This window comes from Nesterenkonia halotolerans, from assembly GCF_014874065.1.
Classification (GTDB): domain Bacteria; phylum Actinomycetota; class Actinomycetes; order Actinomycetales; family Micrococcaceae; genus Nesterenkonia; species Nesterenkonia halotolerans.
Genome location: NZ_JADBEE010000001.1, coordinates 1,038,299 through 1,061,914, shown reverse-complemented (window position 1 = coordinate 1,061,914; position 23,616 = coordinate 1,038,299). Strand labels below are relative to the sequence as shown.

The window sequence follows — 23,616 nt, the reverse complement described above, 5'->3', positions numbered from 1 at the left end:
GGTCTAGTCCTCCGCGTGGGCGTAGACCTGTTCCCCGTCGATCCAGGTGCGCAGCACTCGGTTGCGAGTGTCCAGCGGGTCCCCGGACCAGAGCGCGAGGTCTGCATCCTTCCCCGGTTCCAGCGAGCCGATGCGGTCCGAGACGCCGAGGACCTCCGCCGGGTTCAGGGTCACCGCCTTCAGTGCCTCAGTCGGGTCCATGCCCTCCCGGACGGCCAGCGCCGCCTGGTGGATCAGGAACTCGATGGGCACCACCGGGTGATCGGTGATGATCGAGACGCGCACACCGGCGCGGCTGAGGATTCCTGGAGCCTTGGGGCTGCGCTCCCGCACCTCGACCTTGGACCGCGAGACGATCATGGGCCCGTAGAGCACCGGGATGTCCCGCTCGGCGATCAGATCGGCGATCTTATATGCCTCCGTCCCATGGTCCAGGACCAGGTCGTAGCCGAATTCGTCGGCGATGCGCAGAGCGGTGGCGATGTCGTCGGCGCGGTGGCAGTGCTGGCGCCAGGGGATCTTGCGCTCCAGCACCATGGCGAGGGCCTCGGAGACGAGATCGGCCGGCCTCTCGGCGGGATCCTTCGTCTGCCATCTCCAAGCCTCGGTGAAGGCCTTCCGAATGGTCATCGCGACGCCCAGGCGCGTGTTCGGCGTCTGTTTGCGCTCGCCGTAGATCCGCTTGGGGTTCTCTCCCAGGGCCGCCTTGAGGCCGGAGGGCGAGCGCAGGATCATCTCGTCCACGATTCGGCCCTGTGTCTTGATTGCCACGGCCAGACCCCCGATGGGGTTGGCCGACCCCGGATTGACGTTGACCGCGGTGATGCCTGCTGCGCGGGCGTCGGCGAAACCGATGTCAGCCGGGTTGATCGCATCAAGGGCGCGGGCGGCGGCCGTCACCGGATCGGTGGTCTCATTGACGTCGGCCCCGGCCCAGCCTTCACCCTCCTCATGAACGCCCAGATGCACATGAGCGTCCACGAGGCCGGGCAGAACCCACCCGCCGCCTGCATCGATGACCTCGTGGCCGGAAGGCTGTTCCACGGAGGCTCCGAGCTCTGCGATGCGCCCCTCGGTGATCACCAGGGAGCCGGTGAAGGGTGCTGCGCTGATGGGTACGATCTGCGCGTTGACGATTACATAGTTTCTTTGAGCAACCATATGTGAACTGTAGCAAGAGGCCAGCGCAGGCAAGCTGATGAGAACGCAACTCATTTCGACTCGCAGCTTAGGAGATCGGCGCCCGGCGCAGGAGAATGGAGCCACGATGCATTCTCATGACCATGGCGGCTCATCCGCCGCGCGCGCAGACGGCGGAGGCTCCCACCGACGCCGGCTGGCCATCGCCTGCGCGATCACCGTAGGCATCGTGCTGGCGCAGGCCACCGGCGCCTGGCTGACCGGATCCCTCGCCCTGCTCACCGACGCCGTGCATTCGCTCACTGACAGCATCGGGCTGGTCGTCGCGCTCATCGCGGCGTCACTGATGTTCCGGGCCGCCACCGCACAGCGCACCTGGGGCTTCCGTCGCATGGAGATCCTCGCCGGTCTCATCCAGGCAGCTCTGCTGCTGAGCATCGGGATCTACGCGGCGGTGGAAGGCATCGCTCGGCTCAGCTCCCCGCCCACCGTCATGCACCAGGAGCTGCTGCTCTTCGGCGCGGTGGGACTGCTGGGCAACATCGTGTCGCTGCTCGTGCTCTCCGGCGGGCGGAGCGCGAACCTGAACATGCGCGCGGCGTTCCTGGAGGTCGCCGCCGACGCGCTCGGGTCGCTGGGAGTCATGGTCGCCGCCGTCGTCGTCTGGACCACTGGGTGGCAGCAGGCCGACGCTGTCGCAGCCCTCGCCATCGCCGCGCTCATAGTGCCGCGGGCGGCGCTGCTGCTGCGCGAGAGCGCCCGCGTGCTCCTGGAATTCACCCCGCGCGGACTCGACCTGGAGAAGGTGCGGGCGCACATGCTAGCCCAGGAGCACGTCCACGAGGTCCACGACCTGCATGCCTCGATGGTGGCCACCGGTCTGCCGGTGATCTCCGCCCATGTGGTGGTCGATGACGAATGCTTCCAGGAGGGCTGTGCGCCCGAGACGCTCAGCCGGCTCAAGTCCTGCGTGGCGGAGCATTTCGATCTGTCCGTGGAGCATTCGACGTTCCAGCTGGAGACCCGCGGCATCGCCGCCAGCGAGACCCACACCCACGCCTGAACAGGCGGTGCGCGAGCTTTAGGGCAGAACCGATGGGGATCCGCTGGTCACCGACTCGTGGGGGAGGGGTGGTCCCGGTAAGCTGTGCGGTCATGAGCATTCCACGTGTCAGTTCCTCCTCGCGACGGGCCGCGCTGCCCTGGACCGGGATCGCCCTGGTCGCGGCTCTCGCGCTGAGCGGTTGCGGAGACTCCGCCGAGTCTGAGCCCGCCGCACAGAACGAGGACGACTCCGCTGCGGTGGAAGAGGACGCAGATCAGGCGGGCGATGGAGCCGAAGAGGACGAGGGTGAATCGGGTGACGCCGAGGAGTCCTTCGCCACCGCCGAGATGACCGATATGGCCCAGAATGGCATCGGCACCGTGAGCTTCACCGAAGTGGAGAACGGAGTGCTGATCGAGGCGGAGGTCCATGACCTCCAGTCCGGATTCCGTGGCATCGCGCTGCACGAGAACGGCGTCTGTGAGCCGCAGTCCACTTCCGAGGCCGGCGTGGTGGGAGACTTCGAGTCCTCTGGCGGACATCTGGTCGGGAACGCGGAGGGCGATGCCGGTGTGGTCGAGGGCGAGGAAGCCCCCGAGGAGTCCACCGAACCCGACCTCGATGACCTCTCCGAGGATGACCCGCTCCAGGAGCCGGCACCTGTCGATCACCCCGACCATGCCGGTGACCTGCCCAGTCTCCTGGTCAACGAAGACGGCACCGGGTGGCTGAGCGTGGTGACGGATCGACTGGTCGCCGAGGATCTGCTCGCCGCCGAGGGCGCCTCCGTGATCGTCCACGCGGCGGCAGACAACCACGCCAATGTGCCGGACCGGTACAACGGGTACGGCCCGGATCAGGAATCGCTGACCAGCGGCGATGCTGGCGCGCGAGTGGCCTGTGGGGTCGTGGAGGAGCAGTAGGAATCAGGTGGTAGCACGAAACGTTCCGGCGCGCGGACAGCCGTCCACGATGCAGACTCGATTGCTGGGAGATCGACTCGATGGATATAGTCGATCACTGGTGTGCCGGGAAGTCTGGTCGGCGATGAGCTTCACCGCGCCGTCATATCCGCACCGACTGGAGGCACCATGCATTCGCGAAGGCCTTTCATGCGCTTAGGTGCGCTGGCGGTGGCCCGCCGATGACGCTCACGGTGCTGCTCCTGCTGACTCTGGCCCTGGTGCCCATCGCCGTGCTGGTGCACCGCGCGCTGGGCCGAGACACCGGCTTCTTCGCCGCAGTCGCGCTGACCGGTATCGGAGTCTCGGCACTGCCGTGGCTGCCCACGCTGCTCGACGGCGGTGTCATCCAGGAGCACCTCCCGTGGATTCCCACCATCGACGTCGGCCTGAGCTTCCGCCTGGACGGGCTCGCGATGGTCTTCCTGCTGCTGGTGATCTTCATCGGCGCGCTGGTGATGGCGTATTCGGCGCGCTACTTCTCCGTGCAGAAGAAGACCTCGGACTACTACCTGTGGATGCTGCTCTTCGTCTTCGCGATGAGCGGGATGGTGCTGGCAGACGATCTGATCCTGCTCTTCGTCTTCTGGGAGTTCACCACGCTGTGCTCCTTCTTCCTGATCAACCGTTCCGGGGAGAAGGCGCCCGCCCCCGCGCAGCGCACGCTGCTGATCACAGCCGCCGGCGGCCTCGGACTGCTCAGCGCGGTGCTGCTGATCATCGTGGAGACCGGCACCACCCAGATCTCCGAGGCGCTGACGCACAGCGCCTGGCAGGACAACACCACCTTCACCTCCGTGGTGGCCGTGCTCATCGCCTTCGCCGCGTTCACCAAGTCCGCGCAGTTCCCCTTCCACCTCTGGCTGCCCGACGCCATGGTCGCCCCAGCACCGGTCTCGGCGTATCTGCATGCCGCGGCCATGGTCAAGGCGGGCATCTATCTGCTCCTGCGCTTCTCCCCGGTGTTCGAGGACTCCACGCTGTGGCAGGTGCTGCTGATCAGCGCCGGACTGACCACCGCGCTGATGGGTGCGCTCTTCGCGCTCCAGCGCCATGACATCAAAGAGATCATGGCGTACTCCACCGTCTCGCAGCTGGGCTTCCTGGTCGCCGTCATCGGCATCGGCACGCCCACGGCCCTGGTCGCAGCGACCATCCACGTGATCGCGCACGCCCTGTTCAAGTCCGCGCTGTTCATGATGGTGGGCATCATCGAACATGAGGCGCATTCGCGCGACATCCGCCGGCTGCACGGGTTGAGCCGGACCATGCGCGTCTCGCTGATCATCACGCTGATCTCCTCGCTCTCCATGGCAGGGGTCCCGCCGCTGCTGGGCTTCGTCTCCAAGGAACACCTGCTGACCGGCTTCCTCTCCGCAGACATGCCGGCCCCGCTGACCTGGACGCTGACGCTCCTCGCGGTGCTGGCTGCGATCGGCACCTTCGCCTACTGCGGTCGCATCGTGCTCGGTGCCTTCACCGGCTACACCGGCGCGGGCGCCAAGGACGAGGCGCACGAGCTGATCGACCCCTCCGAATCCAATGAGGCCCCCGCCTCCTTCTACCTCCCCGCGCTGATCCCCGCCGTCGCCGGCCTGCTGCTGGGCTTCGTGCCCTTCGTCTTCGACGGCCTGGTCACCGAAGCCGCCGACGCCGCCCATACCGAGACCTATGAGGCGCACTTCCTGCTGTGGCACGGCTTCACCGTGGAGCTGCTGCTCTCCGCGGTGATCATCGTCGGCGGTCTGCTCGCCGTGCTGATGCGCGCCCGGCTGGACAATCTCATCCCGCGCACGCTGCTTCCCTTCACCGGTGTGGAGGTCGTGGAGGCCATGCGCTCCGGCGCGATCAACTTCGGGCGCCGCGTCGGGGACATCACCCGCTCGGACATGCATGGGCTGCATCTCGCCGCTCCTGGCATCCTGCTCGCCGGTCTCTTCATCGCCGGACTGGTGGTCTCGCCCGAGGTCGGAGAATTCGATCCGGGCCATACCCGCATGACCGACTGGGTGCTGATCATCCTGCTGGTCTGCTTCCTGACCGGCACCGTCATCGCGAAGAACCGAGCCGCCGCAGTGGTTCTGGCCGGCGGCGCCGGATTCGTCGTCGCCGCCTGGTTCTTCGCCCTCGGCGCCGTCGACGTCGGAATGACCCAGCTGCTCGTGGAGATCCTCACCGTGGTGGTGCTGGTCCTGGTGCTGCGCAAGCTGCCCAAGACCTTCCACAAGATCACCCGCAGCCGCCAGCTCCTCGCCATCGCGGTGGCGCTGGGCTTCGGTGTGATGGCCTTCGGTGCCACCTTCGCGCTGACCGGGCGCCGCGGGCAGTCCCCGGCCTCGCAGTGGTACATGGAGAACACCTACGAGACCACCGGTGCGCTGAATGTGGTGAACTCGATCCTGGTGGACTTCCGCGCGCTGGACACCTTCGGTGAGCTCACCGTGCTCGGCGTCGCAGGATTCGCAATCCTGGCACTGCTGAACTCAGCGTTCTCCACCTCGGACAACGAGCCGCCGGATTCACGGCAATGGACCGGCACTCCGTTGGATCACGCCGGAGACAACACCACCGCGATGCGCAGCGTGTTCAACTGGATGGCACCGTTCATCGTGCTGCTCTCGCTGATCCTGCTGCTGCGCGGCCACTACGAGTCCGGGGGTGGATTCATCGCGGCCCTGGTGGCCGGCGGCTTCTTCGCGCTGCGCTACCTCGTCGCCCCCTCGGACTCGGCGGTCAAGCTGCGCTTCGACTATGCCCTGGTCATCGTGGGCGGGGTGGTGACCGGTGCCGCCATCGGACTGGCCGGCTACCTCGAGGGAACCTTCCTCCGCCCGGTGGTCATCGCCGAAGGGCTCCCGCTGCCCTGGGGCTCCGACTCCGGCTTCTCCTTCACCACGGCGCTGATCTTCGACGTCGGCATCTACCTTGCCGTCATCGGTGCAGTGCTCGTCGCCCTGGACCGGCTTGGCCAGGCTCAGCGCTACCCGGCGGAGCTGCTCCAGGCGCACCGCCGCGCCCACGGCACCAGCGAGGCCGAGCTGTCCACGCTGAAGGTCCCGGCCGGGTACCACGCGGACCCCGGAGACCTTCCCTTCGAGGTGCAGTCTGGTGAGGCTGCGCCGGGGATCCATGCAGACGCCGAGCCGAGAGGGGTGAATGACCGATGAGCATCGCCATCGCCGTCGGACTGCTCACCGCTGCGGCCGTGTATCTGTTCATGCAGCGCGGCATGATCCGGGTCGTCCTGGGCTTCGTGCTGATCAGCCATGCCGCGAACCTGATGCTCTTCGCCTCCGGCAACACCGCCTTCCGCGGAGTCTCCTACATCGGTTCCGGCGATCCCAGCGAGCAGGCGGACCCGCTGCCGCAGGCCTTCGTACTCACCGCCATCGTGATCGCGTTCTCGATCTCCATGTTCATGGTCACCCTGGCGATCACCACCACCACCGATGATGACACCGAGGACGTGGAGGCTTCACCTGCCAGGCTGCTCGCGGCGGACCGCGGTGATACCGACGACGCCGGCTACTACGGTCTGACCACCGAGTCCGGTGACATCGTGGTGGACCACGGAGAAGACGAGACCGGGGATGCCTGGCCGGAGAAGGCCTCCGGGGTCGAGAATTCCGAGCCGGCCGCCCCCAGTGCGGCAACACCAGACGCAGAGGCCCCCGAGGCCGCTGCCGAGACCAGGGAGGGGGAGACCCGATGATCCAGACGCTCCCAGCCCTGCTGCCCCTGTTGGTGGCCGTGCCGCTGCTGCTCGGTGCGGTCGGCGTCGCCGTGCGCAAGAAGCGGATCATCCGCCACGTGCTCAGCCTCGGCACGCTGATCGCGATGTTCGGCTTCGCCATCGTGCTCGTGATCGCGACCAGCGATGGCAGCATCCTCGCGCACCAGGTGGGACTGTGGGATCAAGGCATTGCCATCCCGTTCGTGGTGGACTCGCTCTCCGCGCTGGTGCTCATGGTCATGATCGTGCTCGCGATCGCCAGCGTGCTCTTCGCGATGGCCACCCACGAGGCGCGGGCCCGCTTCTTTCACCCCTTCGTGCTGATTCTGATGGCCGGGGTCTCCGGGGCGCTGATGACCGGAGACATCTTCAACCTCTTCGTGTTCATCGAGGTCATGCTGCTGCCCTCCTATGGCCTGCTCGCCATGATGGGCGCCAAGCTCGGGGCCCATGGAGCGCGGATCTACGTCTCGGTGAACCTGTTGGCCTCGACCCTGCTGCTGGTGGGCATTGCGCTGGTCTACGCCACGGCGGGCACCGTGAACCTGGCCGAGCTGCATGGTGCGGCCAAGGATGACCCCGCCGTCGCCCTGGCCGGCGGAGTGGTGCTGACCGCCATCTCCATCAAGGCCGCCGTGGTGCCGGTGCACGGCTGGCTGACCCGCACCTACCCGATGACCTCTCCGGCGGTCACCGCGCTCTTCTCCGGGATCCACACCAAGGTCGCGATCTACGCGATCTATCGCATCTACTCGCTGCTCTTCGACGGCGACGAGCGATTCCTCTGGGTGGCGCTGGTGATCACCTCGGTCACCATGCTCGTCGGTGTGCTCGGCGCCGTGGGGGAGAAGACCACCCGCTCGATCCTGGTCTTCCACATGATCAGCCAGATCGGCTACATCCTCATCGGCGTCGGCCTGTTCACGATGCTCGGACTCACCGCGGCGATCTTCTATCTGCTCCACCACATGATCGTGAAGGCCTCGCTGTTCCTCTCCACCGGCGCCATCGAGGAGACCTACGGCACCGGTGAGATCGACAAGCTCGGCGGCATGCTCAAGCGTGAGCCGCTGATCGCGGTGACCTTCATGGTCGCCGCGCTCTCACTCGCCGGGCTGCCGCCCTTCTCCGGCTTCGTGGCGAAGTTCGCGATCATCCAGGCGACGCTGGCCGAGTCCCACTACGCAGTGGCTGCGGTCGCGGTGGTGGTCTCGATCTTCACGCTGCTCTCCATGCTGAAGATCTGGACCGGCGTGTTCATGGGCGCCGAGCCCGACGACCTGCAGGAGCGCGCGCTGACCTACCAGCAGCGCATGCATGGCAAGCGCTACCTGCGCGTGGAGGCTCAGGCGGAGACCCCCACGCTGACCGTGGGGCCTCCGACGGCGACGACCTCGGCCGTGCTCGCGGGCAAGCAGGCGGTGAAGGTTCCGCTGAAGCTGATCATGCCGGGGATCCTGCTGGCCTGCATCACGCTCTTCTTCGGGCTCGGAGCGGAGCTGCTGATGGGCTGGTCCGCCACCGCCGCCGAGAACCTGCTCAACCCGATGGACTATGTGAGGGCGGTGAACGGAGCATGATGAGCTGGCCCTTCCGGATCATCGGATTCCTGCTGTGGTACGCCAAGGAGTTCCTGCTGGCCAATCTCTCGGTCACCGCCGATGTGCTGCGTCCGCGCCGTCGGATGAAGATGCGTCCAGCCATCGTCGCCGTGCCGGCGGCCTCCCGGACCGACAGCGAGTGGACGCTGATCTCCTCGCTGATCACGCTGACTCCGGGAACGCTGACCATCACCCTCTCGCGCGAGCACGGCATCCTCTACGTGCATGGAATGTTCGTGGATTCCCGCGAACAGCTGGTGGCTGAGATCCAGGAGATGGAGGACCGGCTGCTGCACGCGATGCGCCGGGAGCCCGGAGACCTTTCGCGTCCCACCGAGCGTCCCGTGGTCCGCCCGCTCGATGAGGCCGCCCCGCCCTCGGCAACCTCCGAGAGGACCGAGACGGCTCCCCATCCGCCCACCGAGGCAGGTGAGAACCCATGATCTCCGAATGGACCCTCGAGGTCGCCCTCTTCCTGCTGGCCATCGGCATGATCATCGCCTCCGTCCGCGGACTGCTGGGCCCACGGACCATGGACCGCGCCGTGGCTGCGGACCTGATCTTCTTCGCCACGATCGGCTTCGTCGCCCTGATCGGACTGCGCACCGGCATCGACGCGCTCTTCGACATCATCCTCATCGCCACGCTGCTGGGCTTCATGGCCGCCCTGTCGATGGCACGACTCGGATCAGGAGGTCGTCGCTGATGGAACTCACCGACATCATCGAGGCGCTCGGCCTGGTGTTCATCTTCCTGGGCATCGGCACGATCATCGTCTCGGCCATCGGGCTGTTCAAACTGCCGGACCTCTACCTCCGAGCCTCCGCCGTGGGAACCTCCGCAGGACTGGGGGTCGCATCGATCGTGCTGGGTGCGCTGCTGATGGACTTCAGCGGGATGAACCTGATCAAGGCGGTCATCGCGATCATCGCCCAGCTGCTCACCTCGGCGGTGGGATCCATGGCCATCGCCCGAGCCGGCTACCTCAACAACGCGCTGCCAGCGGAGATCACCCATATCGACGAGCTGAGGCTGACGCGGCGCAGTCCAGACAGGAGCTGACCGGCAGTTGGTCTTGTGCTCACATCCGGATAGTTTGAGACCATGAGCACTCATTCGGACCCGCAGGGTCAAGCATCCAATCCCGATACGCGCGACCGCGTCGAGGGCGTCCTGCGGGCGCACCGCGAGCGTCGCCATCCGATTGAGGACCACGGAGCCCCGAGCTCCTCGCCCACCTATGCAGATCAGCTGCAGGTCGGCACCATCTGGGCGGCCGCCGATCAGCCTTATATGGTCAAGAATCGGCAGCGCGAGGACTATGCGGAGTCACGGCAGGCCACCGAGCATTCCGGAGCGGGACGGAAGATCAGGCGTCGCAAGCTCAAGTCACCCACCAAGCTCACCGGCACCACCTGGAAGTACAGCATCAAGCGCACCTTCGCGGAGTTCGGCCGCGACGGCTGCACTGACTTGGCCGCTGGGCTGACCTATTACACGGTGCTCTCGGTGTTCCCCGCGCTGATCGCACTGGTCTCCATGATGTCGTTCATCGGCCAGGGCGACACCACCCGAGACTTCCTGCTGGAAACCGCCGCCGGCCTGGTCGAATCCGACACCATGGATCAGGTCCGTCCGATCATCGAGCAGATCACCAGCGTGCAGGGCGCCGGCCTCGGACTCATCCTCGGCATCCTGACCGCCCTGTGGACGGCGTCGAACTTCGTCAACGCATTCTCGCGGGCCATGAATCGGGTCTACGAGGTGGAGGAGGGCCGCTCGATCCTGAAGCTGCGCCCGCTCTTCTACGTGATCACCGCCGCCCTGCTCGTGCTGGTCGCCGTCTCGGCGGTGCTGCTCGTCGTCTCCGGCCCCGTGGCTGAGTCTCTGGGCAACACCGTGGGACTGGGCAGCACCGCGCTGACCATCTTCAACTGGGCGAAATATCCTGTGCTCCTGCTGGTCATCGCGATCAGCATCGCGCTGCTCTACTACGCCACCCCGAATCTGCGGCAGCCCGGCTTCCGCTGGGTCTCAGCAGGCGCCCTCGTCGCGATCGTGGTGATGGTCCTCGCCACCGCCGGCGTGGCGTTCTACATCACCAACTTCGGGAGCTACCAGGCCACCTACGGCGCGCTGGCAGGCGTCATCATCTTCCTGATCTGGATCTACATCATGAACCTCGTGGTCCTGCTCGGAGCGGAGTTCGACTCCGAGCTCGAGCGCGGACGCCAGCTGCAGAGCGGAATCGAAGCCGAGCGGACCATCATGCTGCCCCCGCGCGATATGAGCACGGCTGAGAAGAAGTCCAAGAAGTATGAGGAACTGGTCGCGCAGGGCCAGGCGCTGCGGGTGACCAGGGGAGAGACCTCGGACCCGGAGGCCTCATGGCGCCGCTGAGGTCCGGTAGAGCTGTCCCAGGCAGTTTCGTAACAGTCTGACTTATTCGCAGGTCGGTGCCACCTACCGGTCGGTAGTCCGCCGTGAAGCCGCGTGTTACCGGCAGGTTTCACCTGTTCGTGTGGCGACGGTCACAACCCCTTTGAGGAGTCCCACGAGCGGGGCTCTCGCCGGCTCCACGCCCACGTCATTCCGCGGCAGAGCTCCGTTCCCTCTGTTTTCCCGGACCGTGTTACATCATCGGCACGTCGTCGCGGCGGAGATTGCGGGCGCCACACGGCATGCGTCGCATGTCAGGGCGTAGGCCCGTGTAGGAGCTGAGTGGGGCGCGCCAGGGTTAACGCAGGCTGGACTCAACCTGGGAATTCGCCCTGCTAGGCTCACTGCCACAGGTGACCCATACAACACTCTCGTACAGGTCCCCGATGTGCCCATGAAGCTCGCATTCCTCTGAGGAGAAACAGAATATGCACGTGAACAACATTTCCCGTCGCCGTCGTGCGACGGGTGCGGTCGCAGTGACCGCGGCGGCAGCCCTGGTGCTGTCAGCCTGCGGTGGCGGCGGCGACAATGGCGGCGACAACGGCGAAGCCGCGCAGGGCGTCGAAGGCGGCGGAACCGTCTCGGCGTACAACTGCGAGCCCCAGTTCCTGGTGCCGGGCAACTCCACCGAGGTCTGCGGATCCTGGGTTCTGGACTCCCTGTTCACCGGACTGGTCCAGACCGATCTGGACACCAATGAGCCGATGCCCGGCGTCGCAGAGTCCTGGGACACCGAGGACAACCAGACCTGGACCTTCACCCTGGGCGAGGACTGGACCTTCCACGACGGTGAAGAGATCACCGCTCAGACCTTCGTGGACACCTATAACTGGGTCATCGATCCCGACAACGCACAGCAGAGCGCCAACTTCTTCGACAACTTCGTGGGTTACCAGGAAGTCGTCGACGGCGACGCCGAGGAGATGGAAGGCGTCCGCGCAGTGGACGACTACACCCTCGAGATCGAGCTCACCGAGCCCTTCTCCCCGCTGCCCGACATGCTGACCTACACCGCCTTCTACCCGATGCCCTCGGTGGCGTACGAGGACATCGACGCCTTCGAGCAGGCTCCGGTCGGCAACGGTCGCTACATGATGGACGGCGAGTGGGAGCACGACGTGCAGATCGCCGTGGAGCGCTTCGACGACTGGGCGGGCGAGGATCCGGGTCTGCCGCAGCGCATCGAATGGCGCATGTACACCGATATCGAGACCGCCTACCTGGACGTCCAGTCCGGCAACCTCGACATCCTTGATTCGGCGCCGCCGAACCGCCGCGCGACTGTGGAGTCTGACTTCGGCGAGAACTACGCCGACTTCGACACCTCCTCCTTCACCTACATGGGCCTCCCGCTCTACCAGGAGGAGTTCCAGGACGTGGACGTGCGTCACGCGCTCTCCATGGCCATCGATCGTCAGGCCATCATCGATGCGATCTTCGACGGCGCTCAGACTCCGGCGGCGAACATCATCCCGCCGGCTCTCTCCGACGCCGGTGAGGGAAACTGCGAGTACTGCGACTACGACCCCGAGGCAGCAGCCGAGCTCTACGAGGAAGCTGGCGGTCCCACCGACCTGACCATCTACTTCAACTCCGGCGCAGGTCACGAGGAGTGGGTGGAGGCAGTCTCCAACCAGTGGCAGCAGAACCTGGGCATCGAGAACGTGACCTTCGAGTCACTGGACTTCGCGCAGTACCTGGCTCTGCATGACGAGCAGGAGATCACCGGTCCGTACCGCCTGGGTTGGAGCCTCTCCTACCCCAGCGCGCAGTACGCCATGGAGCCCATCTACTCCACTGGAGCTTCTTCGAACTACGCGGACTACTCCAACGAGGAGTTCGATGACCTGATCAACGAGGCCAACGCTGAGACCGATCCGGACACCGCTGCCGAGATGTACACCGAGGCAGAGGCCATCCTGCTCGAGGACATGCCGGTCATCCCGATGTGGTTCTCCAACTACCTCGTGGTGCACAGTGACCGCGTCGATGGAGATTCGATCTTCATGGACCAGGCCACCTACACCCACCTTGAGGACGTTGTCGTCACCGAAGAGTAATCTTCTCCCTGGCAAGGGCGCGGCCTACGCGGACACCGTGTAGGCCGCGCCCTTTCCATGTCGACCTGGGTCGATTCAGCAGAATCGACCCAAGTCTCTATCATTGATCGCGGCGTCGACCCCGACATCAGGAGAAGACCTCTCCGTCGAGCCAGTCGCTTGGTGCACCCGCGCCACCGCCCGTACCCACAAGGACAGCAATGACCCGCTATATCATTCGGCGTCTGCTCCAGTTCATACCGGTCATCGTGATCTCCACGTTGCTCGTGTACGCGCTGGTCTTCGCCATGCCAGGGGACCCGATTCGAGCCCTCGCCGGTGACCGTCCGATGAGCGACGCCGTCAGAGAGACGCTCCGGGAGCAGTACAACCTCGATGACCCCTTCTTCGTCCAGTACGCCAAGTACCTCTGGGGCATCATCACCGCAGGAGACTTCGGCACCACATTCAATGGGCGCCCGGTCACTGAACTGATCACCCAGCGTCTGCCCGTCACCGCCACACTTGCCCTGGTGACCTTCGTCATCCAGTCGATCATGGGCATCATCGCCGGCATCCTCGCGGCGCTCTACCGGGACCGCTTCTTCGACCGCTTCGTCCAGGTGGCCACCGTGACCATGGTCGCGCTGCCCACGCTCGTCATCGCCTTCCTCATGCAGCTGGTCTTCGGACTGAACCTGGGGCTCTTCCCGATTGCCGGAATCAACGACGGATTGATCAGCTACATTCTTCCGGCGCTGGCCATGGCCTCGGTCTCCACCGGCATTCTGGCGCGGCTGGTCCGCAGCGAGCTGCTGGATTCATTGTCATCGGACTACGTGCGCACGGCCACCGCCAAAGGGATGAAGCGTTCCCGAGTGGTGACCCGTCACGGCCTGCGCAACTCGCTGATTCCAGCGGTCACGTTCATCGGCGCCGACCTCGCCAGCATGATGGCAGGGTCCATCGTCGTGGAGACGATCTTCAACCTTCCCGGGCTCGGTGAGCAGGTCTACCGCTCGATCCAGGGTCAGGAGGGCACCGTCGTCGTCGGCATCGTGACGCTCTTCGTGATCTTCTTCGTGCTGATCAATCTGATCGTCGATGTCCTCTATGGCCTTCTCGACCCAAGGATTCGTTATGAGTGAGATGCACAAAGCCGAGGCTCGCACGGAGCCGATCGACTCCCAGCTGGAGTCCTCAGGCAAGGCAAAGAAGAAGACCGAAGAGGCCAGCCTGCTGGCCGACGCCTGGCGATCGCTCCGGAAGAACCCCTGGTTCATCATTTCGGCGGTGCTGCTGCTGCTCTTCCTGTCCATGGCGGTATTCCCGTCCCTGTTCACCAACACCGATCCTCGGGAATGCCTGCTCGCGCGGAGCCGACAGGACCCCTCGGCGGAGTTCTGGTTCGGCACCGATGTCCAGGGCTGTGACTATTACAGCCGGGTCATCTATGGCGCGCGGAACTCCATCGCGGTGGGCTTCATCGTGGCCATCGGCACCTTCATCATCGCGGTGCTGCTCGGCCTGGTGGCCGGGTACTTCGGCGGCTGGGTGGATGCCGTCATCTCCCGGCTCACCGACATGGTCTTTGCCGTGCCCTACATCCTTGGCGCGCTGGTCCTGCTGAACGCTCTCCAGGCCTTCCAGGCCCAGGGCGTGCGTGAAGTGGCGTTCGTGCTGATCATCTTCATGTGGCCGACCATGACACGCCTGATGCGCGGCTCGGTGATCTCGGTGGTGAACTCTGACTTCGTGATGGCGGCCCGCGCGCTCGGCGCGGGACCGATCACCATCATGCGCCGGCACATCCTTCCGAACTCGCTGGGACCGGTCATCGGCTACGCGACGGTGTTCACCGGCATCATCATCGGTGCCGAGGCGACGCTGACCTTCCTCGGCGTCGGCCTGCAGCTGCCCGCGATCTCCTGGGGCCTGCAGCTCTCAGATGCGCGGCAGTATCTGCAGACCTCTCCGCACCTGCTGCTGTTCCCGGTGATCTTCGTCGGGCTCACAGTCTTTGCGTTCATGACCATGGGCGACGCTGTTCGTGACGCCCTTGATCCCAAATCCAAGAAGTGAAGGGCTGGATCTCATGACTGAATCCCAGACCTCGACCCGCACCGCCCCCGGCACCCGCCCCGGCGACGCACCCCTGTTGGAGGTCAAAGACCTGCAGGTGGAGTTTCGCACCAAGGCGGGGGTCGCCCAGGCGATCAACGGGCTGAATTTCACCCTCCATGCCGGAGAGACCCTCGCGATCCTCGGTGAGTCCGGCTCCGGCAAATCAGTGACCGCGCAGACCATCATGGGCATCCTGGACATGCCGCCAGGACGCATCGCGGGCGGCGAGATCCGCTACCGCGGAGATGACCTGCTCACCATGAAGGAGGAGGCGCGCCGCGAACTGCGCGGCGGGAAGATCGCCATGATCTTCCAGGACGCGCTGTCAGCGCTGAATCCGGTCATGCCGGTGGGTTGGCAGATCGCGGAGATGTTCCGCATCCATCGCGGGATGAAGCGCAAGGAAGCCAGGGCCAAAGCCGTCGAGATGATGTTGCGTGTCGGCATTCCCGCCGCCGAGGAGCGGGCGGGAGACTTCCCGCACCAGTTCTCCGGCGGCATGCGCCAGCGCATCATGATCGCCATGGCCATCGCCCTGGACCCCGACGTGCTGATCGCTGATGAGCCCACCACCGCTCTGGACGTCACCGTCCAGGCCCAGGTGATGCGGCTGCTGAAGGACCTGCAGACCGAGTTCAACATGGGACTGATCCTGATCACCCATGACCTCGGTGTGGTGGCCGACGTCGCTGACAAGATCGCGGTGATGTACTCCGGCCGCGTCATGGAGGCGGCTGATGTCTACGAGATCTACGGCAAGCCCGGGCACCCCTACACGCGGGGGCTGCTGTCCTCGATCCCGCGGATCGACGACGAGGGTGGTCGCCTCCGCGCGATCCCGGGTCTGCCACCCTCATTGACCGACCTGCCCTCCGGCTGCCCATTCAATCCCCGCTGCGAGTTCGCCACCGACCGCTGCCGGACCGAGCGTCCGGAGCTGCGGCTGGTGGCCGAGGGACACCTCTCGGCGTGCCACTACGCCGAAGAGGTCTACGCCGGCACGGCGACCACTACGCAACGCCCGTCACCCACTGGCACGGGCATGATTCCCGTCTCCAAGGAGGCACCAGAATGAGTCTCTCAGCACCCGCTGCGGCGGATCCGTTCGCGGACAAGAAGTCAGTGCTCCAGGTCGATGGCCTGGTCAAGCACTTCCCGATCACCCAGGGGATCGTCTTCCAACGCAAGGTCGGCGCCGTCAAGGCAGTGGACGGCGTCAGCTTCAACCTGCGTGAGGGTGAGACGCTGGGCATCGTGGGGGAGTCGGGCTGTGGCAAGTCCACCCTGGCAAAGCTGCTGATGCGGCTGGAGGAGCCCGACGCGGGCAGTGTGAAGTTCCGCGGCGAGGACTTCCTCTCCGTCAAGGGCGATGAGCTGCGCCGACTGCGGCGCAAGATCCAGATCATCTTCCAGGACCCGTATACCTCGCTGAACCCGCGCATGTCGGTGGGCGACATCATCGCCGAGCCGTTCAAGCTGCACCCGGAGGAGAAGCCCAAGCAGGGCATCCGCAACCGGGTGAAGGAGCTGCTGGACCTGGTGGGCTTGAACCCGGAGCACATCAACCGGTACCCGCACCAGTTCTCCGGCGGCCAGCGCCAGCGCATCGGGATCGCCCGCGGCCTGGCGCTGAACCCGGACGTCATCATCTGCGACGAGCCGGTCTCCGCGCTGGATGTCTCGGTGCAGGCGCAGGTGATGAACCTTCTCGATGACCTGCAGAAGCAGTTCGGGCTCAGTTACATCTTCATCGCCCACGATCTCTCGGTCGTCCGGCACATCTCGGACCGCGTGGGCGTGATGTACCTGGGCAAGCTCGCCGAGCTGGGCACGCAGGATGAGATCTACAACGTGCCTGCTCACCCCTATACGCAGGCGCTGCTCTCCGCTGTGCCGCTCCCCGATCCCACGCTGCGCGGCGAGCGCGAGCAGATAGTGCTCCAAGGGGACCCGCCCAACCCGGCGAATCCGCCTTCAGGATGCCGTTTCCGCACGCGCTGCTGGAAGGCCACGGAGATCTGCGCCACCGAGGAGCCCGAGCTGATCTCTCGGGGTCGGATCACCCAGGCGGCCGCCTGTCACCACGCGGCGCCGAACGAGCGGGTGGCCCCTGCACACGGCTAGCCTGGCGTCTGCGTGTCGGGTGGGGAGAGGCCCTGCTCGCCAGGTACCTGCGCGAGTGGGCGCAGGGGCCTACCCTTGCTAGTTCTGCGCCAGGGGAAGCTGGCATGCACGCTCCCCGCCAGGCTTCTGACCTCGAGATCCGGAACCATCGAGGCGAGAAGCTACAGCCACTGCTGGTCTGCCTGATATCAGCCTGGACTGAGAATCTGCAGGTGGCTGGGTGGGTTGAACTCGAAGTGCGGTGCGTGAACGGAACCTGGTCCAGGTACCACGCGAAAGCGCCAGCCGGCGCAGTCGATCTGCATCCGGCTGGCGCTTCCGCGAACTTCAACGGTGGGCCGCTAGTTCAGAAGGGCAAAGGGGTGTAGATGCTGTCGATCCCGGAGTACCTCAGGCTGTCGCCGCCGGCGCCTCCGCAGAAGCACATGGCCCCGGTATCACCTTGGTCTCCGTCATAGGTCAAAGATTCAGCGCTTTGAATGAAGACACCTGTCACAGCAGCCAATGTCGCCGCCGTGAGTAGAATTTTCGATCGCATATCTCGCTCCACATCTCCGCTGGTGATCCGCGGTCGTTGGAATCAACTAGTTGCATCTACCAACCTAAAATTCACCGATCGTCGACGCAATAGGTTTTACGGAATTCGCAGTTCGCGCCGAGCTGGCGTTCAGCTTCCTCCCCGCAGACGCCACTTCGTCGTGTGTCAACGGTGGTTGCGATCGAGACGCGTTGCCGGTCTCGCGGCTTCAGGCCGTACACTTGAATGGTGTGGTCGCGACACAGCCGCGTTGCTGTGCGCTCTGACCCACCCGAATCCACACTGAAAAACACTGTTTGAACTACGACGTGACGCGGACGAGTCAGGACACGACACTGACGTCCACGAAGTCACATCTCCTCTATGGAAGGCGTTGCCCCACTTATGACCACTGCCGCCGCTCGCGCACTTGCAGGCACTGACGAGCGCCAGGATCTGCGCAACGTCGCCATCGTCGCCCACGTCGACCACGGCAAGACCACACTGGTCGACGCCATGCTCACGCAGACCAAGTCTGTCGGTGGCCACGGCGACCTCGAGGACCGAGTCATGGACTCCGGTGAGCTCGAGAAGGAGAAGGGCATCACGATCCTGGCCAAGAACACCACTGTGTTCTACTCGGGCCCCGCCGCCAAGGAGCGCGCAGGCACCGATGAGGTCACCATCAGCGTCATCGACACCCCCGGTCACGCCGACTTCGGCGGTGAGGTCGAGCGCGGCCTCTCCATGGTCGACGGCGTGGTCCTGCTGGTGGACGCCTCCGAGGGCCCGCTGCCGCAGACCCGCTTCGTGCTGCGCAAGGCACTGAACGCTCAGCTTCCCGTGATCCTGGTGGTCAACAAGACCGACCGCCCCGATGCACGCATCGACGGCGTCGTCTCCGACACCATGGACCTGCTGCTCGGCCTGGCCTCCGACGTCGCCGAGGAGAACCCCGAGCTGGACCTGGACTCCGTGCTGGACGTCCCCGTGGTCTTCGCCTCCGGCAAGGCCGGCCGCGCCTCCAAGACCCAGCCCGCCGACGGCGGACTGCCCGACAGCGAGGACCTCGAGCCGCTCTTCGACACCATCCTCGAGCACGTCCCCGCCCCCAAGTACGACGCCGAGGAAGTCCTCCAGGCCCACGTCACGAACCTGGACGCCTCGCCGTTCCTGGGTCGTCTGGCCCTGCTGCGCATCTTCAACGGCACGCTGAAGAAGAACCAGCAGGTCGCCTGGGCCCGCAAGGACGGCACGATGAAGACCGTCAAGATCACCGAGCTGCTCGCCACCAAGGGCCTGGAGCGCGTCTCCGCCGATTCCGCCGGGCCCGGTGAGATCGTCGCCGTCGCCGGCATCTCCGACATCATGATCGGTGAGACCCTGACGGATCTGGACAACCCCAAGCCGCTGCCGAACATCGTTGTGGATGATCCTGCGATCTCCATGACCATCGGCATCAACACCTCGCCGATGGCCGGCCGCGTCAAGGGCGCCAAGGTCACCGCCCGCCAGGTGAAGGATCGCCTGGACAAGGAGCTCATCGGCAACGTCTCGCTCAAGGTGTTCCCGACCGAGCGTCCCGACACCTGGGAGGTCCAGGGCCGTGGTGAGCTCGCGCTCGCCATCCTGGTCGAGCAGATGCGTCGCGAAGGCTTCGAGCTGACCGTGGGCAAGCCGCAGGTCGTCACCCGCGAGATCGACGGCAAGCTGCACGAGCCGATGGAGAACATGACCATCGATGCTCCGGATGAGTTCATGGGCGCGATCACCCAGCTCATGGCGGCCCGCAAGGGCACGATGACCACGATGACCAACAACGGCACCGGCTGGATCCGTATGGAGTTCATGGTCCCGGCTCGCGGGCTCATCGGCTTCCGCACCAAGTTCCTCACCGACACCCGCGGCGCCGGCATCGGCTCCTCCTATGCGGCCGGCTATGAGCCGTGGAAGGGCGAGATCGAGTACCGGGTCTCCGGTTCGCTGATCTCGGACCGCACCGGCACCGCGACTCCGTTCGCGATGATCAACCTGCAGGAGCGCGGCACGTTCTTCGTGGACCCGCAGGAAGAGGTCTACGAGGGCATGGTCGTCGGCGAGAACGCCCGCCACGACGACATGGAGGTCAACATCACGAAGGAGAAGAAGCTCACCAATATGCGTGCAGCGGCTGCCGACTCCTTCGAAGGTCTGACCCCGCCCACCAAGCTGACCCTCGAGGAGTCCCTCGAGTTCGCCAATGAGGACGAGTGCGTGGAGGTCACCCCGCACTCCATCCGCATCCGCAAGGTCATCCTGAACTCCTCGGAGCGCATGAAGGAAACTCGTAAGAAGAAGAGCGCGGCACAGTAGTGACCGTTGCGCAGGACACCGGGCAGCCCGAGGCTCCCGCGCGGAGACGCCGCTCCGTCAGCCCAGTGCTGATGGGAGTGTGCTTCTCCGCCGGGGTGGTCCTCGGGATCCTGGGCACCGTCCTGCACGGCAACATCCTGGTGCTCGGTTCCACCGAGACCGGCACAGTCGTCCCCTGGGGAGCGCTGCTGGCGCTCCTGATGTGCCTGATGGCCCAGCTCTGGGCGGGGCTGAAGAGCGGGTCCCTGGCCGAACCCATGGTCATGGGCGTGACCACCTTCTCGGTGGCCACCATCGCCTATCTCTGGCCAGGCCCTGACCAGCTTGTGGTCCCGTACAGCTCCGAGGCCATGGAGCTGCTTCCCGGGCCCACGCTCGCCTCGCTGATCTGGTGGCTGGGCGCTGCCGTGGTGACACTGCTTGCAATGATCCTGGTCAAGTGGATCGTTGTGCGAGACCGCGCCTCATCTCGGTAGACTCAAAGCACGCACTCGTAGAAAGACTGAGGAGTCCATGACGTACATCATCGCCCTTCCTTGCGTGGATCTGAAGGACAAGGCCTGCATCGATGAATGTCCTGTGGACTGCATCTATGAAGGTGACCGGATGCTCTACATCCACCCGGATGAGTGTGTCGACTGCGGCGCCTGCGAACCTGTCTGCCCCGTGGAAGCCATCTATTACGAGGACGACACCCCGGAGCAGTGGTCTGAGTACTACCGCGCCAATGTCGAGTTCTTCGATGACGTCGGCTCGCCCGGCGGCGCCGCGAAGGTCGGCCTGATCCCGAAGGATCACGAGATCGTCTCCGCTCTGCCCGTTCAAGAGCACTGACCATCCGCCCCACCGGCCACCTCGGCGAAGGAAGCCATGCTCACTCTTCCTGAGTACCCCTGGGACGCGATGGCTCCCTATCTGGAGCAGTCCCGGTCTCACCCCGACGGGGCCGTGAACCTCTCTATCGGCACGCCGGTCGACCCCACGCCCGAGGTCGTCCAGCGTGCCCTGGCCGGGGCCGCGGATGCACCGGGCTATCCCACCACCCACGGCACGCTCGCGCTGCGCGAGTCCATCTCCGGGTGGTTCGCCCGTCGGCGTCGGGTGCCGGATCTCGACCCCGAGCACATCCTGCCCACGGTCGGTTCCAAGGAGCTCGTGGCATGGCTGCCCACCCTCCTGGGTCTCGGCGCGAGAGCTGGGGCTGGAGCCGCCGACGTCGTGCTGCGCCCGCTGGTCGCCTACCCGACCTATGACATCGGCGCGCAGATCGCCGGGGCGACGCCGATCGCCACCGATGACCCCTTCAGCCTTGACGAGGAGACGCTGCAGCGGGTCAAGCTGATCTGGATCAACTCACCCTCGAACCCCACCGGCGCGGTCGCCAGCCTGGAGTGGATGCGCTCCGTGGTGGCTCTTGCGCGCCGGATCGGTGCCGTGGTGGCCTCCGACGAGTGTTACGCCGAACTTCCCTGGGAGGTGGACGGGGACGACGTCCCCTCGATCCTGGACCCCCGGGTCTGCGGCACGGACTCCGAGACCGGTGCCAGCGACCACCGCGGGCTGCTCGCCGTCTACTCCGCTTCCAAGCAGTCGAACCTCGCCGGATACCGGGCAGCGTTCGCCGCGGGCTGCCCCGAGCTGATCGCCGGTCTGGTCAACACCCGCAAACATGCCGGCATGATCGTTCCGGCTCCGATCCAGGCCGCGCTGGCGGCCGCACTGGACGACGACGCCCATGTGCAGGCTCAGCGCGAGGTTTACCGCCGACGCCGGGACCTGATGGTGCCGGCGCTGCAGGCCGCCGGGCTGCAGATCGAAGACTCCCACGCCGGGCTGTACCTCTGGTGCCGCTCGGCGGAGGCTGATCCCGCTCAGGCCACGGCAGAGGACACCTGGTCCTTGGTGCGGGCGATGGCGGAGCGGGGAATCGTCGTCGGACCGGGGGTGTTCTACGGCGAGCACGGCAACGGCTATATCCGCGTGGCGCTGACCGCCACGGATGAACGGATCGCTGCTGCAGTGGCTCGACTCATGGGTTGACCGGCGAAGGTTACACCCAAATCCGTGAACCAGGACACAACTGGCAACCGGCCGTGACCTCACGGTAGGTTTGTCATGATGTCCCCCGAGTGTGTCTGATAAGGAGACCCATGACTGAGCAGACTCCTGCCCGCCTGAGCTACCAGGGGGGCGATCTGGAACTTCCCGTGCAGTCCTCAGTCGAGGGCAACGACGGCCTTGATATCGCGCCGCTGTTGAAGACCACCGGTGCGGTCACCTATGACCCCGGGTTCATGAACACCGCCAACGCGAAGTCCGCGATCACCTACATCGATGGCGATGAGGGCATCCTGCGCTACCGCGGATACCCGATCGAGCAGCTCGCAGAGCACTCCAGCTTCCTCGAGGTCTCCTACCTCTTGATCTACGGCGAGCTGCCCACTCAGACGCAGCTCACGGATTTCGACCAGGTCACCCGGCGGCACACGCTGCTGCATGAGGAGCTGCGCGACTTCTTCGGCGGCTTCCCGCGCGACGCGCACCCGATGCCTGTGCTCTCCTCGGCGGTCTCCGCGCTGTCCACCTATTACCCGGACTCGCTGGATCCCTTCGACAAGGACCACGTGGAGCGCTCGACCTATCGCATGCTCGCGAAGGTCCCCACCATCGCGTCCTATGCGTATAAGAAGTCCATCGGACAGCCGATGCTCTACCCGGACAATAACCTCACGCTCACCGAGAACTTCCTGCGGGGCTGCTTCGGCGTGCCCGCAGAGCAGTACGAGCTGGACCCGGACATCGTGAAGGCCCTGGACACGCTGCTGATCCTGCACGCGGACCACGAGCAGAACTGCTCCACCTCCACCGTGCGCCTGGTCGGCTCCTCGCAGGCGAACCTCTTCGCCTCGGTCTCCGCCGGCATCAACGCGCTCTACGGCCCCGCCCACGGCGGCGCCAACGAGGCGGTGCTCAAGATGCTGCGCCAGATCCAGTCCGGCGACGTCAGCCCGGAGGCCTTCATGGAGAAGGTCAAGAACAAGGAGGACGGCGTCCGGCTCATGGGCTTCGGACACCGGGTGTACAAGAACTACGACCCGCGTGCCCGCGTGGTCAAGGGCCTGGCCGATGACCTGCTGGCCAAGCTCGGCGGCGACGACGAGCTCTTCGACATCGCGCAGCGCCTGGAGCAGAAGGCCCTGGAGGACGATTACTTCATCGAGCGCAAGCTCTACCCGAACGTGGACTTCTACACCGGCCTGATCTACAAGGCCATGGGCTTCCCGGAGAAGATGTTCACCGTGCTGTTCGCACTCGGCCGGCTTCCCGGCTGGATCGCCCAGTGGCGCGAGATGATCGAGGATCCCTCCACCAAGATCGGCCGGCCTCGCCAGATCTACATCGGCGAGCCCGAGCGCAACTACCCGGGAGTCTGAACTCCCGTTCGTTGATCCCCCTTCGCTGACCCCTTACGTTGAGCGGCGGATTCTCCGACTAGTCACGGGGCCCTTCGGCCTCAACTACTCGGAGAATCCGCCG

The 23,616-nt window shown here is 65.4% G+C and carries 20 protein-coding genes; 19 read left to right on the top strand and 1 reads right to left on the bottom strand.

The features are described from left to right. Nucleotides 1–3: 3 nt before the first annotated feature. A complete protein-coding gene (locus H4W26_RS04870) occupies nt 4–1,161 on the bottom strand; it encodes an amidohydrolase (protein ID WP_192590993.1) in 1,158 nt (385 codons plus the stop codon). Between the two features lie 106 nt (nt 1,162–1,267). Between H4W26_RS04870 and H4W26_RS04865 the strand changes: the two genes are divergently transcribed. The 19 genes from H4W26_RS04865 (at nt 1,268) to H4W26_RS04775 (ending at nt 23,513) form a co-directional block, all read left to right on the top strand. Further along, nucleotides 1,268–2,203 carry a cation diffusion facilitator family transporter gene (locus H4W26_RS04865; RefSeq protein ID WP_192590992.1) on the top strand — a complete coding sequence of 312 codons (936 nt, stop codon included), beginning with the start codon at nt 1,268–1,270 and terminating at the stop codon, nt 2,201–2,203. 92 nt (nt 2,204–2,295) lie between these two features. Next, nucleotides 2,296–3,108: a superoxide dismutase family protein gene (locus H4W26_RS04860; RefSeq protein ID WP_192590991.1), complete on the top strand. Its 813-nt coding sequence runs from the start codon at nt 2,296–2,298 to the stop codon at nt 3,106–3,108. Between the two features lie 221 nt (nt 3,109–3,329). Continuing rightward, nucleotides 3,330–6,314, top strand: a complete 2,985-nt coding sequence (locus tag H4W26_RS04855; protein ID WP_192590990.1) for a DUF4040 family protein — start codon at nt 3,330–3,332, stop codon at nt 6,312–6,314. Further along, nucleotides 6,311–6,859 carry a sodium:proton antiporter gene (locus H4W26_RS04850; protein ID WP_192590989.1) on the top strand — a complete coding sequence of 183 codons (549 nt, stop codon included), beginning with the start codon at nt 6,311–6,313 and terminating at the stop codon, nt 6,857–6,859. The genes H4W26_RS04855 and H4W26_RS04850 overlap by 4 nt, the downstream gene beginning before the upstream one ends. Next, nucleotides 6,856–8,460, top strand: a complete 1,605-nt coding sequence (locus tag H4W26_RS04845; protein ID WP_192590988.1) for a monovalent cation/H+ antiporter subunit D family protein — start codon at nt 6,856–6,858, stop codon at nt 8,458–8,460. Before H4W26_RS04850 ends, H4W26_RS04845 begins: the two co-directional genes overlap by 4 nt. After that, on the top strand, nt 8,460–8,924 hold the full coding sequence (locus H4W26_RS04840; RefSeq protein ID WP_192590987.1) for a Na+/H+ antiporter subunit E: 465 nt from the start codon (nt 8,460–8,462) through the stop codon (nt 8,922–8,924). The genes H4W26_RS04845 and H4W26_RS04840 overlap by 1 nt, the downstream gene beginning before the upstream one ends. Beyond that, nucleotides 8,921–9,187, top strand: a complete 267-nt coding sequence (locus tag H4W26_RS04835; RefSeq protein WP_192590986.1) for a monovalent cation/H+ antiporter complex subunit F — start codon at nt 8,921–8,923, stop codon at nt 9,185–9,187. The genes H4W26_RS04840 and H4W26_RS04835 overlap by 4 nt, the downstream gene beginning before the upstream one ends. Then, complete coding sequence (locus H4W26_RS04830; protein WP_225939602.1) at nt 9,187–9,543, top strand: cation:proton antiporter; 357 nt, start codon at nt 9,187–9,189, stop codon at nt 9,541–9,543. The genes H4W26_RS04835 and H4W26_RS04830 overlap by 1 nt, the downstream gene beginning before the upstream one ends. Before the next feature lie 42 nt (nt 9,544–9,585). Continuing rightward, nucleotides 9,586–10,881 (top strand): YihY/virulence factor BrkB family protein, encoded by a 1,296-nt coding sequence (locus tag H4W26_RS04825; RefSeq protein ID WP_225939601.1) that lies wholly within the window; start codon nt 9,586–9,588, stop codon nt 10,879–10,881. 473 nt (nt 10,882–11,354) lie between these two features. After that, complete coding sequence (locus tag H4W26_RS04820) at nt 11,355–12,983, top strand: peptide ABC transporter substrate-binding protein (protein ID WP_192590985.1); 1,629 nt, start codon at nt 11,355–11,357, stop codon at nt 12,981–12,983. 200 nt (nt 12,984–13,183) lie between these two features. Further along, complete coding sequence (locus H4W26_RS04815; RefSeq protein ID WP_192590984.1) at nt 13,184–14,110, top strand: ABC transporter permease; 927 nt, start codon at nt 13,184–13,186, stop codon at nt 14,108–14,110. Continuing rightward, nucleotides 14,103–15,044: an ABC transporter permease gene (locus H4W26_RS04810; protein WP_192590983.1), complete on the top strand. Its 942-nt coding sequence runs from the start codon at nt 14,103–14,105 to the stop codon at nt 15,042–15,044. The genes H4W26_RS04815 and H4W26_RS04810 overlap by 8 nt, the downstream gene beginning before the upstream one ends. 13 nt (nt 15,045–15,057) lie before the next feature. Next, a complete protein-coding gene (locus H4W26_RS04805; protein ID WP_192590982.1) occupies nt 15,058–16,161 on the top strand; it encodes an ABC transporter ATP-binding protein in 1,104 nt (367 codons plus the stop codon). Beyond that, nucleotides 16,158–17,210, top strand: a complete 1,053-nt coding sequence (locus H4W26_RS04800) for an ABC transporter ATP-binding protein (protein WP_192590981.1) — start codon at nt 16,158–16,160, stop codon at nt 17,208–17,210. Before H4W26_RS04805 ends, H4W26_RS04800 begins: the two co-directional genes overlap by 4 nt. 922 nt (nt 17,211–18,132) lie before the next feature. Beyond that, complete coding sequence (gene typA, locus H4W26_RS04795; protein ID WP_192590980.1) at nt 18,133–20,079, top strand: translational GTPase TypA; 1,947 nt, start codon at nt 18,133–18,135, stop codon at nt 20,077–20,079. Next, nucleotides 20,079–20,555, top strand: a complete 477-nt coding sequence (locus H4W26_RS04790) for a hypothetical protein (protein ID WP_192590979.1) — start codon at nt 20,079–20,081, stop codon at nt 20,553–20,555. The genes typA and H4W26_RS04790 overlap by 1 nt, the downstream gene beginning before the upstream one ends. Before the next feature lie 37 nt (nt 20,556–20,592). Continuing rightward, complete coding sequence (fdxA, locus tag H4W26_RS04785) at nt 20,593–20,913, top strand: ferredoxin (protein ID WP_192590978.1); 321 nt, start codon at nt 20,593–20,595, stop codon at nt 20,911–20,913. Between the two features lie 36 nt (nt 20,914–20,949). Beyond that, nucleotides 20,950–22,119: a succinyldiaminopimelate transaminase gene (dapC, locus tag H4W26_RS04780; protein WP_192590977.1), complete on the top strand. Its 1,170-nt coding sequence runs from the start codon at nt 20,950–20,952 to the stop codon at nt 22,117–22,119. Between the two features lie 110 nt (nt 22,120–22,229). Next, the gene (locus H4W26_RS04775) at nt 22,230–23,513 is read left to right on the top strand and encodes a citrate synthase (protein WP_192590976.1); all 1,284 of its coding nucleotides are present in this window, start codon (nt 22,230–22,232) and stop codon (nt 23,511–23,513) included. The last annotated feature ends 103 nt before the right edge of the window (nt 23,514–23,616 follow it).